This is a genomic window from Vreelandella aquamarina (genome assembly GCF_044805175.1).
Classification (GTDB): Bacteria; Pseudomonadota; Gammaproteobacteria; order Pseudomonadales; family Halomonadaceae; genus Vreelandella; species Vreelandella aquamarina_B.
Genome location: NZ_CP085232.1, coordinates 1,362,285 through 1,376,233, shown reverse-complemented (window position 1 = coordinate 1,376,233; position 13,949 = coordinate 1,362,285). Strand labels below are relative to the sequence as shown.

Genomic DNA, 13,949 nt, shown 5'->3' with positions numbered 1-13,949 from the left:
GCTACGAGTCAAAAGAAACAAATGTTTCTATAAAAAAATAATAAAGAAACAAATGTGTTTTGCGAACAATAGGGGATCCACCGCAAAGCCGTCAATACATCTGTAGCAAAAACATTTATCATTGGCACAAATGTTTTACTTTGATGAAAGAGGGTGCCATGCCTGACAACGCCAATAGCGCCGCTGCCAGCCTGGACAGCATTAACCAGCAGCTTGCCGAGAGCTACGCGGCGCTTAGCCCACAGCTCAAGCGGGCCGCCAGCTATGTGCTGGAACATCCCGTGGAGATGGCGTTTCAATCAATTCGCAAAACCGCCCACGCAGCGTCGGTAACGCCCTCCACCCTGGTGCGGCTTGCCAAGCGCCTTGAGTTTGAGAGCTACGAGCAGTTTCGGGAGGTGTTTCAATCGGCGGTGCAAGCGGTACCGGTGGAGCTATCTGGCCGCGCCAGCCAACTGAAGCACCACAACCGAAACCCAGAAGAGGCACTGTTTGCGGAGGTGGGCGACGCCGCCTTCGACAATATTGGCAGGCTGTTTACTGCAGATAACCAAGCGCGAGTGAAAGAGGCCGCCGAGCGCATTCTGGCGGCGCAAAAGGTGGCGGTGGTGGGGTTTCGCGATACGTTTGCCTGCGCTTATCACTTTGCCTATGTAGGGCGCATTGCGATGCCGGAAGTGACGCTCATTCGCGGCCAGGAGGGGGGCCTGTTAACCGAGTTGGCCCCGTTTAACGAGCAGGATGTGGTAGTCGCGTTTGGTTTCGAGCCCTACTGCGCCGAGACGGTGAAAGCGCTGGAAATTACCCGCGCTAACGGTGTTCAAGCCATCGTGATTACCGATACGCTGCGCTCGCCGCTGGTGCCAGGGGCCAGCGTGACGTTTACCGTTGCCAACGCCACGCCACACTTTTTCCCATCGTTGCTGGCGGCGATTACCTTAAGCGAAGCGATTCTGGCGGAGTGCGTGGCATTCGGCCCTGACCAGCTTGTCGATAACGTGGCAAGCTTTGAGAGCCGAATGCGCCGTCTGGGTGCTTATGTCGATATAGAGTAAGTGTCGATATAGAGTAAGCGTTACGGCAACAGAATCGTAGAACCGGTGGTTTTGCGGCCCTGCAGGGCATCCTGGGCTTTACCGGCGTCTTGCAGCGGATAGCGGTTGGCGACATCGATGCGGATCTTGCCGCTCTCGATCATGGAGAAAAAGTCCTCGCACATCATCTCCAGGCGCTCGCGGGTATCGGCGTAGCCGTTCAGGCTGGGGCGGGTCACAAACAGCGAGCCTTTCTGGTTCAGGATGCCGATATTCACGCCATCGACAGGGCCGGAGGCGTTGCCAAAGCTCACCATCAACGAGCGAGGTTTGAGGCAATTCAGCGAGATTTCCCAGGTGTCTTTACCCACCGAGTCGTACACCACGTCGCACATTTCGCCATTGGTCAGCTCACGCACCCGCTCCACCACGTTCTCTTCGGTGTAGTTGATGGTGGCCCACGCGCCGTTGGCTATCGCTAGGTCGGCTTTTTCCTGGGAGCTGACCGTGCCAATTAGCTTCACGCCCAGCGCCTTGGCCCACTGGCAGGCAATCGAGCCAACGCCACCCGCCGCCGCATGAAACAGAATCGTTTCACCGCCCTTAAGCTCGTGGGTTTGGCGCAGCAGGTACTGCACCGTTAAGCCTTTCAGCATACTGGCGGCGGCGGTTTCAAAATCGATAAAGTCCGGCAGTTTCACGACTTTAGCGGCGGGCAGCGTATGCAGCTCCGCATAAGCACCCAGCGGGCCTTGGGCATAGGCCACACGATCACCCACCTTAAGATGCGTGACGCCCTCACCTACGGCATCCACAATACCTGCGCCTTCGGTGCCTAGCCCTGATGGCATAGCGGGCGCAGGATACAGCCCCGTGCGGAAGTAGATATCGATGAAATTAAGCCCCACCGCTTTATTAGCGATGCGTACTTCACCGGCAGCGGGGGCAGTAGGTTCAACATCCACCCACTCCAGGACCTCTGAGCCACCGGTCGTCGAAAACTGGATGCGTTTAGCCATGAAAAGACTCCTGTTATTCGTTATTGGCTTTAGCATGATGGGACATAGCGTGAGGCATAGCACCTATTCCCAACATAGCGTCGTGCCGCTATCCAACCGCGTTGTGCATCTTAAATCAAGCCATTAGCCTGCTAGGCCGACACACCGCTGTCACGCACCCATGCTAGACTTGGCGAAAATGTGTTGAACATGGCTTATCGGTGACCACTAAACGGAGTGGCTATGACCCATCCAGCAATCTCTGTACCGACGCTCATCGCCCATCGCGGCTACTCAGCGGCTGCACCTGAAAACACCTTGGCAGCGGTACGCGCCGCCCACCAAGCAGGCGCTACCTGGGTAGAACTAGATGTACAGTTACTCAAAGATGAGACCCCAGTAATCTGGCATGACGGAGACGTCAGCCGCTGCTCGGATGGTCGCGGCGAGCTTGCCAACCTCACCTGGCAGCAAGCCCAGCAGTTTGATGCAGGAAGCTGGTTTGGCGACCGCTTCGCGGGGGAAAAAATGGCCAGCCTGGAGGCTATGCTCGCCCTGCTAAACGAACTGGACATGGGCGTTAACCTGGAGATCAAGGTCCATAAAGGCCGTGACCCCATCCGCTTGGTGGATGCGGTGCTGCCTGCTGTTCTGGCTGCCCTTCCCCCCGAGCGGCTAATTATCTCGTCGTTCGACTCAGTTGCCCTGGCCCACTGTCGCCAACACGCGCCTAAAGAGGCCCTAGCGTTAGGCACACTGTTTGGCAGTCTACCGAAAAACTGGCGCGAGCAGTGCGAAGCGGTGGAGGCGTTTAGCATTCACCCGCACTGGCCACGTCTGAAGCAGACACAGGCTGCCGCCATGTGCCGCGATGGCTATAAAATACTCTGCTACACCGCCAATGACCCCAGTGCCTTCGAGAGCCGGTGGCGCTGGGGCGTTGCCAGTGCCATTACCGATGAGCCCGCTGCCTTCCGGCGCTATTTGGAAAACCGCCAACGCGCGGGCCAACCCGCTTAACCGGCCTTTAAGGGGAATAATGAACTATATTGGCGCTCACGTTAGCGCAGCAGGCGGCGCCGACCAAGCCGTCTTGCGCGCTGTCGAGATCGGTGCAACGGCGTTTGCTCTGTTCACCAAAAATCAACGTCAGTGGAAGGGTAAACCGCTGACTGACGAGGCTATCGCGGCCTTCAAGCAAGCCTGCCAAACTCACGGCTTTGGCCCTGGGCAGATCCTGCCTCACGATAGTTATCTGATTAACCTGGGCCATCCGGAGGCCGAGGGGCTGGCCAAGTCTCGCGCGGCGTTTTTGGATGAGATGCAGCGCTGTGAGCAGCTAGGGCTGACGCTGCTCAACTTCCACCCCGGCAGCCACCTGAACAAAATCAGCGAAGCCGATTGCTTGTCACGCATTGCCGACTCGATCAATGAAGCGTTATCCCAAACCCGAGGCGTTACCGCAGTGATCGAGAATACCGCAGGCCAAGGCACTAACCTCGGCTGGCGCTTTGAGCACCTGGCCGAGATTATCGATCAAGTGGAGGATAAAACCCGCGTGGGCGTGTGTATCGATACTTGCCATGCCTTCGCTGCCGGGTACGATCTACGCACCCGCGAAGCCACCCAAGCTACCCTGGACGAGCTAGGCAGCGTGGTGGGGTTTGAGTACTTACGGGGGATGCACCTCAACGACGCTAAAAGCACCTTTGCCAGCCGCGTTGACCGCCACCACAGCTTGGGTAAAGGCAATATCGGATTAACTGCCTTTACCGTCATCATGCAGGACGAGCGCATCAATGGGATACCGATGATCCTTGAGACCATCGAACCCGCCATTTGGGCCGACGAGATTAACTGGCTACGCGCGCAAGCACCGGACGCCCCTGGTAAGGAGTAAATAACATCGTAGCGCTTACATAGTCGCTAAGCGCTCTTCATCCAACACGCCAGACATCCGCACCATGGCTAGCGCCTCATCCAGGCTGTCGACCTCCTCAATTACCAGTAGCTCGCTTTCCAAGCTCACCGGCTGGCCTGCTTTATCTGACAGCAACTTCTCTAAGGAGGCCACGTCCGTCGTGTCGTCTAAGTGGTGAATATCCACCGATGCGCTACTTGCGCTGGGTAGGTAAATGGTGCCATTAGAAAAATCTACGGCGTAGGCAATCACGCCAGGAACGATAAAGAACAGTAAGCCCACGCCATTGGCAATAGCAACGACTGGGTCTACCTGCCCACTTAGCTGCCCCTTACGCTCGGGATAAAACATCGTACCGCAACCGCTTAATGCCACAATGGAGACACCTACAATGGCCCCCGTTAACCAACGGCGAACTGTTTGCTGCATGGAGGTTCCCTCAAAATCTTAACGTACCGATAGCCAAGGCCGTCGTGCTTATTATGGTCAGATTAACGGCTACCGAATCACAAAACAGGGCGATTCTAGCACACATTAAGACCGGTAAACGCTTGGCTGCCTGCATAGGATTTTGCCGCCTTACTCGCTTAGCCGTACAATGCCGAATTCAACGCTAAATTAAGCGCTACATTTAACTCAACGATTCAGCATCACCCCTACAACCAAGGAATGCTCACGCCCATGCGCGCCAGCCAATTATTGATTGCGACATTAAAAGAAACCCCGGCCGACGCTGAAGTCATCAGCCACCAGCTAATGCTGCGCGCCGGGATGATCCGTCGTTTAACCTCGGGCCTTTACACCTGGCTGCCTCTGGGGCTACGCACCCTGCGCAAAGTGGAAGCCATCGTACGCGAAGAGATGAACCGCGCCGGCGCCCAGGAGGTGCTGATGCCTGCCGTTCAACCCGCCGACCTGTGGCAAGAGTCCGGCCGCTGGGAGCAATACGGCCCCGAGCTGCTGCGCTTAAAGGACCGCCATGAGCGCGACTACTGCGTTGGCCCTACCCATGAGGAAGTGATCACCGACCTGGTACGTAAAGAGATCGCCAGCTACAAGCAGCTGCCAGTTAACTTCTATCAGATCCAAACCAAATTCCGTGATGAGATTCGCCCGCGTTTTGGCGTCATGCGTTCGCGCGAGTTTATTATGAAGGATGCTTACTCCTTCCACCTGGACGAAGCGTCTCTTAAAGAGACCTATCAAGCTATGTACGATGCCTATTCCCGCATCTTTACCCGCTTGGGCCTCGACTTCCGCCCGGTCATTGCCGACAACGGCTCAATTGGCGGCACTGGCTCCCATGAGTTCCATGTATTGGCCGACTCAGGTGAAGACGACATTGTCTTCTCCAATGAATCCGATTACGCCGCCAACATCGAGAAAGCCGAAGCCCTGCCCGCCCCGCTAGGCAGCAACCCTGAGCGTGCTACTCCCAACGAAGAGATGCGCTTAGTCGATACACCAGATGCCAAGACCATCGCGGCCCTCGTGGAGCAGTTCAAACTGCCTATCGAGAAAACCGTAAAAACGTTGATGGTGCATGCGGCAGAAGGCGGTCTGATTGCCTTACTGGTGCGCGGTGACCACGAGCTCAATGAAGTAAAAGCGGAAAACTTGCCCGAAGTAAAAGCACCCCTCACCATGGCTAGCGAAGAAGAAATTCGCGCCATCGTTGGTGCTGGCCCCGGTTCACTTGGCCCTGTAAACCTGAATATGCCAATGATCATTGACCGCAGCGTTGCCCTGATGAGCGACTTTGGCGCGGGCGCTAACATTGATGGCAAGCACTACTTCGGCATTAACTGGGAACGCGATGCCGCCCTGCCGCAGGTCGCTGACTTGCGCAACGTTGTAGAAGGCGACCCTTCACCTGATGGTAAAGGCACGCTCTCGATTAAGCGCGGCATTGAAGTCGGCCACGTTTTCCAGCTGGGCAAGAAGTACTCTGAGGCCATGAATGCCACCGTACTGGGCGACAACGGTAAAACCAGTCATCCGTGGATGGGTTGCTATGGCATTGGTGTGACCCGCGTTGTGGCGGCAGCAATTGAGCAAAACCACGACGAAGCTGGCATTATTTGGCCAAACGCTATTGCCCCGTTCCAGGTGGCCTTGGTGCCGATGAATGCCCACAAGTCACAGCGGGTACGCGAAGAGTCCGAGCGCCTTTATCAAACCTTAACGGCGGCAGGCTTAGACGTGCTGCTGGATGACCGCGATACGCGCCCCGGCGTAAAGTTTGCCGATCTAGAACTGATGGGTATTCCCCACCGCTTAGTGATCGGAGACCGTGGCCTAGACAACGGCGAGTTAGAATACAAAGGCCGTCGCGACAGCGAAGCCACCATGATTCCTGCCGAGACAATCGTCGACTTTTTGCGTGAGCAGGTAGGCCTTATTAACGCAAAGTGACCGGTGCACATGTCGCGAAGGAGGATGTGGCGACGTTTGCAGAGCGTAACGTTGAACAGCCTACGTTTGAAGAGTGTTAATCGTTGGTTGCTAGCAGGGAGCTTACTAGCTGCAGCTCCACTGGCACAAAGCGCAGCGGAACCTCCGCTGCGCCCAACTCTAGAAGGCGCTTATCAGCAAACGCCCTACCATCAGTGGCAGTTACAGCAGTGGCGCAGCCGTATGGATGCGCCACTCTCACGATTTATTGCTGAGCCAGAACAGCGCCGAACTCTCTTAACCCGGCTCTATCAAGAGGCTAAATTGGCCGGCCTACCCCCCGAGCTGATACTTGCCTTGATTCAGGTAGAGAGCGCTTTTGATGCTGATGCTATCTCGTCTGCCGGTGCAGTAGGCTTAATGCAGATCATGCCGTTTTGGGTAGAAGAACTTGGCCTGCCTATGGACGATCTCACCGAGCCAAACCGTAACTTACGCTATGGCTGCACGATTTTAGCCCACTACCTTGCTGTCGAACGCGGCGACTTTACCCGCGCTCTGGCCCGCTACAATGGTAGCCTTGGGAAAACCTGGTACCCAGAGCGAGTCTTAAAGGCGTGGCGCGACCACTGGCGATAAGAACATAAAGACGTGCCATACGGCTCCCACCCTGACGACCTAAGCACTCCGGGAACGCACCTCGTTACGCTTACATGTGTTAAGTCGTTATGATGCGCTTGCCATGACTTGCCAGCCATCACGCCCAGCGGTTTTCACTTGATAAAGCGCTTTGTCGGCCGCTTCATAAGCTGCCGCAAACGGCGTTGCCTCTGCCACAAAGCGCACCGCACCAATACTTAACGTGACATTTTTATTATCTGGGTGTGCTGGATGCGGACACTGCGCCTCTTCTAACCCTATTTGCAAGGCTTCACAGAACTGGGATAACGCTTGGTCGCTTGAACACGGTAATAGTGCCGCGAACTCATCTCCCCCAAGACGATATAGCGTTGCTTCTGGCCCTAAAGCATCTTCAAGCAAATTCGCCAGTTGACGCAGCAAACGGTCCCCTTCAGGGTGACCTAAGGTATCGTTGTACTGCTTAAAAAAATCGATATCGACCAGGATTAAACCCATGGAGCGGCCATTATGAGCAGCTACATCCTGGTGGAGTGCGCTGCGATTGCCAATGCCCGTCAACGGGTCGCGCATAGCACGGGCCATCCAGGCAAACTTTTCGGCGGTTGCCCGTTCGGCACGCCGCAGTTGGCGCTCATGCATGGCCCCAAACAGCAGACCTAAAGCGAAAATCAGCAAACTAGCGTAGGTCAACACTTGGTTGTACCAGCGCGTACTTTCGGAAAATTGGTTAATCACCGCACCACGGCGATCAAGCTGATCCATTTCGATATGGGTCAAACACTCTATAGGAATAAAAAGTGCATGAGCCGCATCGAAAGGGGTAATTTGTTGATTGTCAATAAGCGCCGTAAGCTCATCTAGCAGCGCCAAGCTTGGTGCGGTGCAGGCGTAGGTTTGATGATAAATGGCCACATCAAACAGGCCGTATGCCAAGTCCAACGAATGACGCACCTCACTTAGCTCCATTGACGGGGAAGCCACCAGCAGTTCTTCTTGGGCACGTTGTATGTACTCACGCGCGCGGGTTGCTAATTGCTGGCCAGTCAAACTGCCGGTTTGGCTAAAGTAGGCCTGTATCTCCGGGTAAACCCAGCGCGCTTCGTATACGATGAGCACCATGAGACCAACAAAGCTCATGAGGCTTAGCGTTAACCAAGTTACATAACGCCGCCTACCACGTCGTCGTAAACCCGATGACACCAACGGCTTATTAGGAAGATTGGCATTCACCATTGTGCCTCAATACTGCGAATCATCCAGATCCAGTCGTTGAAATCACGCAGATTATCCACATCACGGCCAGAGTACTCGCGCTCAACCAAGCGAATTGGCCCTCGGGAGCGCAGGGTTAGCGGCTCACCATCTTCAAAAGTCACCAAATACCACGTTGGATCATCCCACCCTCCTAGACTCACTTCATAGTCATCCCATGCCGTAAAGTGCAGAGTGGGCGGCACCTCACCAAAGTGCTCAATTAAAAAGTCCCGAAACGGCATACCGCTCATTTCAACGTCACGCCCCTGGTAAGGGTCGAACACCGTAAACGTAGTATTAGATTGATCACGAAGATCACTGAGCGCTATCTTGTATGTTGACTCACCATTAATCAGGCTTAAAGCCTGAGCATCTGCTTTAGCCGGCAGCCAACCCATCATGATAAAGGATAGAACAACGCCTGATTTTTTTAACACCTCACGGCACCAGAGCACCCGCCCGCTAGCAAAAACAGCATTCATAGTCGTTAATACCCTAATGTGGTTTGATACTTAATTTGATTAAAGCACCTTACCAAAGCATAACTGCGAACGCTCTTCAACGGCTATGACACAGATCTTTTTAAGGCAGCTTCTCCTAATTAAGTAGCAAAACTTACCAACGAGCAGCATCCTGCTGGTCGGTATCGCGCTCTTTGACCCAGTATGCCCCCTGCTTGGAGTGCTCTTTTTTCCAAAACGGTGCCTGAGTTTTTAAGTAATCCATAATGAAATCACAGGCCTCAAACGCATCACGGCGGTGCGCACTTGCTACCAACACCCGGACGATAGGATCCCCCGGCGATAAGTCGCCCACGCGATGAATCACCCGCACCGCCTGCAACGACCAGCGCTGCCAAGCCTGCTCGGCAATCTGTGTCAACGTGCGCTCGGTCATTCCCGGGTAGTGCTCAAGTGTTAATCCCGTCACGTCGGGCGTCTCGTTAAAATCCCGCACCAACCCGGTAAACGTCACGACCGCGCCAATGTCGGTGCGCTGGCGCAGCACACTCTCATAGCCATAGGCCATGGAAAACGGCGCGACCTGGACTTCAACTGCGATATCCGCTGAAGAGAGTTCCTCTGAAGTCATGACTTACCCCCCAGTCACTGGTGGGAAGAAGGCTACCTCGTCGTCATCGGTAATACGCGCGCTATCATTGGCCATCACCTGATTAATGGCGCATAGGGTCCGCTGATCAGACAGCACAGAAAAACGCGTATCTTGTGCACTTAGTGCTGCTTTTAGCCCGGCCACATCGCGGCTTGGTAGCTTATCCAACCCAATGGCCAAATCGCTCTCACCTACCCGCTCACGTAGTTCAGCTAAAAACTTGACGCGCACGCAGGGTGATGCGCAGCGCTCACCCAGACTCACCTCACCAGCGACACCCTCGCCAGTAACAATAGGTGTCACCGCTTCGCGCTCACGCTGGTAGTCACCACGCACTCCGCCTTGTTTGCTGTCGAGCTGCACCGCTTCAATACGCATCTCTTTATCAACGGCTTTACACATATCGTAAAGCGTCAAGCAAGCCACCGAGACAGCCGTGAGCGCTTCCATCTCAACACCAGTGCGACCGTTCAGGCGACACATCGCCGATACGTTCACCCAGCTATTCTCATGGTCAATCTCGAAATCCACCGCCACTTTAGAGAGCGCTAGTGAGTGGCACAGAGGGATCAGTTCATGGGTCCGCTTAGCGGCTTGGATACCCGCAATGCGTGCCGTTGCCAGCACATCCCCTTTGGGCAACGCGCCATCACTCAATAGCTGGAGAGTGTTGGGCTGCATTACAATTCGCCCGGAGGCAACAGCCTCACGGCGGGTTTCACGCTTATCGCCGACGTCAACCATATTCGCTTCGCCGTGCGCGTTCAGGTGGGTTAGCTGCATAGTGTCACCTTTTCATCATCAAGCCAGAGTGCGGCACTGTTGGTCAGCCCACTCGGTTACCCAGCGAGCAATCTCTTCACTACTGTTTAAATCCAAGCGCGTCATCGTGGGTGCAAGCGGTATAGGCGATTCACCTGTAAGTGCGACGGCCTGCGCCCAGTCATCGTTCAAAATCGCAGGATCCCCCACCCCCTCCCGGTAAAGCACCAGTTTAGGGATAGGCCATGCCTTGAAACCTTCAACAATCACCAAATCAGGGTGATGGGGCACCATCAGCGCAAGCAAACTATCCAGGTCAGGCTCATCCTGCCCTGGAGTCTCTTGCATCAGCGCATAGCGCTGACGGGATGCAATCAGCATAGGCGCTGCCCCGGCGCTACGCAGCTTGTAACTGTCTTTACCGGGCTGGTCTACGTCAAACTGATGGTGGGCATGTTTAATGACCGCCACCGAGAGCCCCTTTTCACGCAGCAGCGGCAGCAGCTGCTCAAGTAGCGTTGTTTTGCCAGTACCACTCCAAGCAGCCACGCCAAGCACGGGGAACGGGTAGCGCAGGGCATCACTCATAAATCACCTTTTACCAGCGGCCTTAAAAATTACTCACCCTCTTTTTCTGCAGGCAGTAACCAGTTTAACGCAATGCCGACTAAAGCAGCTAAGCTAACACCCTGTAGGGTGAACTGCCCGCCGCCAAATTGCATACCACCAATACCAAACACCAAAATTAGTGACACAACGACCAAGTTGCGCGCTGCGGTCAGTGACTGACCCGCCCGCACCAGGGTATTCATCCCCACCACGGCAATGGAGCCGAATAGCAGCGTCATAATGCCGCCCATTACCGGGCCTGGAATGGTCTGCAGCAGCGCCCCTAACTTACCGACAAATGCCAAGATAATCGCGATAACCGCCGCTACGACCATATATTTCGGATTAAACGCTTTGGTCAGCGTGACAGCCCCGGTAACTTCAGAATAAGTGGTATTGGGTGGGCCGCCGAATAGGGCTGCCGCCGTCGTTGCTAAACCATCACCAAGCAGGGTGCGGTGTAAACCCGGCTTTTCTAAATAGTTTTTACGCGTTACCGAGCCAATCGCCACCATATCGCCAATGTGTTCAACGGCGGGTGCGATCGCTACCGGGATCATAAATAGGATGGCTGCCCAGTGGAAACTTGGCGCAGTAAAATTAGGGAGAGAGAGCCAGGCTGCCTCACGCACCGGGGTAAAGTCGATCACACCCATAATAAGCGCTAACGCATAACCGGTGGCAATACCGCCCATAATCGGTACTAAACGCAAAATACCACGGCCAAACACTGCGAGTATCAGCGTTACCAACAGGCTGGCCATGGAGAGAAAAATCGCCTGCCCATAGCCAATATGATCGCTCGTCTCTCCAGTTGCCATGCTGACCGCTACCGGCGCTAATGCCAAACCAATCACCATAATCACCGGCCCCACCACGACTGCAGGCAGCAAGCGGTGTAACCACGCCGTTCCCTTTAAACGCACCGCCTGGGAGATAGCGACATAGACAAGGCCTGCAGCCATCAGCCCCCCCAGCGTCGCCGACACGCCAAAGCTAGCGATGGAGCCTTGAATAGGGGCAATAAATGCAAAGGAAGAGGCCAAAAATACCGGCACGGTTTGCTTAGTGACACCGTGAAACACCAGCGTTCCAAGCCCTGCGGTAAATAGCGCCACGCTGGGGTCCAGCCCCGTTAATAGAGGCACCAACACAAGCGCACCAAACGCCACAAACAGCATTTGTGCGCCGGTTAACAGCATTTTAGGCCAAGACTCTTGTCCAGCACTATTTGTCATTACACCACTCCTGAAGGGTCTGTTATTAATAACGGAGGCAAAAAAATGCCCCCAACGCAAAGCGTGAGGGGCCTCATAGGACAGAGCGCTTAGCGCGTTCCGAAAATCTTATCGCCGGCATCTCCCAAACCGGGCACGATATAGCCATTTTCGTCGAGTCGCTCATCTACCGACGCCGTGTAAATTTCTACATCGGGATAAGCTTCTTGCACCCGTTTAATCCCTTCAGGGGCAGCAACCAAGACAATCACTTTCATATGTTCACAGCCACGCTCGCGCAGCATATCCAGCGTTGCAACCATCGAACCGCCAGTTGCTAGCATCGGATCGATAACAATTGCCATCCGCTCTTCGATATCGTTGGCGAATTTAGCGAAGTATGGCACCGGCTGAAGCGTTTCCTCATCCCGGTAAAGGCCAACAACGCTCACCCGCGCGCTGGGAATTAAATCTGTTACGCCTTCCAGCATACCTAACCCTGCACGCAGGATAGGTACAATAGTAACCTTCTTGCCTTTCAAACGACGGGTCGCAATGGGCTCGCCGTTCCAGCCTTGAATCTCATGATCTTCCAGCTCCAGACCTTTGGTCGCTTCGTAGGTCAGAAGCTTAGCCACTTCACCTGCCAGTTCACGAAAGCTCTTGGTGCTCAAATCAGCTTCGCGCATCAGTCCCAGCTTATGTTGAACAAGCGGATGGTTAATGGCGTAGACACTCATGGGACTTCCTCACAGCAGGGGATACGAGATGGCGACCTAGGTCGCATCGACAAGCTTACAAAATTGCGCGCCATTCTACCCGCAACTGACCATTAGGTTAAGGGGTTTCAGGCAATTGCCACTCAATTGGTGTACGCCCTTGCTCCTGCAAGAACTGGTTCGCCCTTGAAAAGTGGTGGTTGCCGAAGAAGCCGCGATGCGCCGACAACGGTGACGGATGCGGAGACTCGAGCACCAGATGGCGGTTGGTATCGATCAATGCTTTTTTCTGACGAGCATGGCTACCCCACAGCAAAAAGGCACAAGGGCCAGCATGACGACTCACAACCTCAATAGCTCGATCAGTGAAGTGCTCCCAACCTTTACCACGATGCGAGGCTGCGTTGCCCCGCTCCACAGTAAGAGCGGTATTCAGTAGCAGCACACCCTGCTTAGCCCATGACTCTAGGAACCCATGATTCACCGGTATAAACCCAACGTCGCTCGCCAACTCTTTGTAGATATTGGCAAGCGACGGTGGTACCGGAACGCCAGGCTGCACTGAGAAACAGAGCCCGTGCGCCTGGTTCGGACCGTGGTAAGGGTCCTGCCCCAGAATCACTACTTTCACCGATGAAAGCGGCGTTAACTCAAAAGCCCGAAACCAGTTGGAAGAGTGCGGATAGATCACCTTCTTAGCCGTTTTCTCTTCAGCCAAAAAAGCTTTTAAGGCTGACATATAGTCAGCCTGAAACTCTTGACCCAGCCACTGGCTCCAGTCATCGGGTAGCGGATTAGCCATATTACTTCTTCATTTGGTCCGCGAGGGGCTCAACATAGGCAATACCCATATCCCAAGGGAATTGAATCCAGCAGTGTTGAGCCACTTCAGTCAGGTATTGATCCACCAGAGGTCGCCCTTCTGGCTTAGCGTAAATCGTTACAAAATGCGCTTTAGGGAGCATTTCGCGCACGGCGCGAGCTGTTTTACCGGTATCGACGAGGTCATCCACCAGCAGCCATCCGTCACCGTCGTGTTCTACCCCTTTCATAATATCTAAGCCACCTTGATCCATGTGATCATAGCTTTTGATGCACACGGTATCTATGAGGCGAATATTAAGTTCGCGGGCAATCAGCGCAGCCGGAATCAAGCCGCCGCGGGTAATCGCCACAATCCCTTTAAAGTCGCGCTCAATGAGAAGGTGGCAAAGTTGGCGCACATCACGGTGAATTTGGTCCCAAGAGACAGTGAAGTGTTGATGGTAGCGTTCGCTGCTCATGGG

At 54.6% G+C, this 13,949-nt stretch carries 16 protein-coding genes; 5 read left to right on the top strand and 11 right to left on the bottom strand.

Annotated elements, in window-relative coordinates; genetic code table 11:
* Positions 1-158 precede the first annotated feature (158 nt).
* Positions 159-1,055 carry a MurR/RpiR family transcriptional regulator gene (locus LG300_RS06450; protein WP_404377574.1) on the top strand — a complete coding sequence of 299 codons (897 nt, stop codon included), beginning with the start codon at positions 159-161 and terminating at the stop codon, positions 1,053-1,055.
* A gap of 20 nt (positions 1,056-1,075) precedes the next feature.
* Here the strand turns inward: LG300_RS06450 and LG300_RS06445 are convergent, their stop codons facing one another.
* A complete protein-coding gene (locus LG300_RS06445) occupies positions 1,076-2,053 on the bottom strand; it encodes an NADPH:quinone reductase (protein ID WP_404377573.1) in 978 nt (325 codons plus the stop codon).
* Positions 2,054-2,275: 222 nt separating this feature from the next.
* On the opposite strand from LG300_RS06445, the gene LG300_RS06440 reads away from it, so the two are divergent.
* Both LG300_RS06440 and nfo read left to right on the top strand, forming a co-directional pair.
* Entirely contained in the window at positions 2,276-3,052 is a 777-nt protein-coding gene (locus LG300_RS06440; protein ID WP_404377572.1) for a glycerophosphoryl diester phosphodiesterase, read from the top strand.
* 19 nt (positions 3,053-3,071) lie between these two features.
* Positions 3,072-3,932 carry a deoxyribonuclease IV gene (gene nfo, locus LG300_RS06435; RefSeq protein ID WP_404377571.1) on the top strand — a complete coding sequence of 287 codons (861 nt, stop codon included), beginning with the start codon at positions 3,072-3,074 and terminating at the stop codon, positions 3,930-3,932.
* Positions 3,933-3,947: 15 nt separating this feature from the next.
* Here the strand turns inward: nfo and LG300_RS06430 are convergent, their stop codons facing one another.
* Positions 3,948-4,382, bottom strand: coding sequence for a hypothetical protein (locus tag LG300_RS06430; RefSeq protein WP_404377570.1), 435 nt, complete (start codon positions 4,380-4,382; stop codon positions 3,948-3,950).
* Positions 4,383-4,634: 252 nt separating this feature from the next.
* Between LG300_RS06430 and LG300_RS06425 the strand changes: the two genes are divergently transcribed.
* On the top strand, positions 4,635-6,368 hold the full coding sequence (locus tag LG300_RS06425; protein WP_404377569.1) for a proline--tRNA ligase: 1,734 nt from the start codon (positions 4,635-4,637) through the stop codon (positions 6,366-6,368).
* A 24-nt stretch (positions 6,369-6,392) separates the two neighbouring features.
* On the top strand, positions 6,393-6,986 hold the full coding sequence (locus tag LG300_RS06420; RefSeq protein ID WP_404377568.1) for a lytic transglycosylase domain-containing protein: 594 nt from the start codon (positions 6,393-6,395) through the stop codon (positions 6,984-6,986).
* Positions 6,987-7,073: 87 nt separating this feature from the next.
* Here the strand turns inward: LG300_RS06420 and LG300_RS06415 are convergent, their stop codons facing one another.
* From LG300_RS06415 to gpt, 9 genes are all read right to left on the bottom strand, one after another.
* A complete protein-coding gene (locus LG300_RS06415; RefSeq protein WP_404377567.1) occupies positions 7,074-8,126 on the bottom strand; it encodes a diguanylate cyclase domain-containing protein in 1,053 nt (350 codons plus the stop codon).
* 89 nt (positions 8,127-8,215) lie between these two features.
* Positions 8,216-8,725, bottom strand: coding sequence for a hypothetical protein (locus LG300_RS06410; protein WP_404377566.1), 510 nt, complete (start codon positions 8,723-8,725; stop codon positions 8,216-8,218).
* 133 nt (positions 8,726-8,858) lie between these two features.
* Positions 8,859-9,335 (bottom strand): molybdopterin synthase catalytic subunit MoaE, encoded by a 477-nt coding sequence (gene moaE, locus LG300_RS06405; RefSeq protein WP_404377565.1) that lies wholly within the window; start codon positions 9,333-9,335, stop codon positions 8,859-8,861.
* 3 nt (positions 9,336-9,338) lie between these two features.
* On the bottom strand, positions 9,339-10,139 hold the full coding sequence (gene moaC, locus LG300_RS06400; protein WP_404377564.1) for a cyclic pyranopterin monophosphate synthase MoaC: 801 nt from the start codon (positions 10,137-10,139) through the stop codon (positions 9,339-9,341).
* An 18-nt stretch (positions 10,140-10,157) separates the two neighbouring features.
* A complete protein-coding gene (gene mobB / locus LG300_RS06395; protein WP_404377563.1) occupies positions 10,158-10,706 on the bottom strand; it encodes a molybdopterin-guanine dinucleotide biosynthesis protein B in 549 nt (182 codons plus the stop codon).
* 29 nt (positions 10,707-10,735) lie between these two features.
* Entirely contained in the window at positions 10,736-11,965 is a 1,230-nt protein-coding gene (locus tag LG300_RS06390) for a uracil-xanthine permease family protein (RefSeq protein ID WP_404377562.1), read from the bottom strand.
* Between the two features lie 89 nt (positions 11,966-12,054).
* Positions 12,055-12,684, bottom strand: coding sequence for a uracil phosphoribosyltransferase (gene upp / locus LG300_RS06385; RefSeq protein ID WP_404377561.1), 630 nt, complete (start codon positions 12,682-12,684; stop codon positions 12,055-12,057).
* A 97-nt stretch (positions 12,685-12,781) separates the two neighbouring features.
* Positions 12,782-13,465 (bottom strand): uracil-DNA glycosylase, encoded by a 684-nt coding sequence (gene ung / locus LG300_RS06380; RefSeq protein ID WP_404377559.1) that lies wholly within the window; start codon positions 13,463-13,465, stop codon positions 12,782-12,784.
* A 1-nt stretch (position 13,466) separates the two neighbouring features.
* The gene (gpt, locus tag LG300_RS06375) at positions 13,467-13,946 is read right to left on the bottom strand and encodes a xanthine phosphoribosyltransferase (protein WP_404377558.1); all 480 of its coding nucleotides are present in this window, start codon (positions 13,944-13,946) and stop codon (positions 13,467-13,469) included.
* Positions 13,947-13,949: the final 3 nt, after the last annotated feature.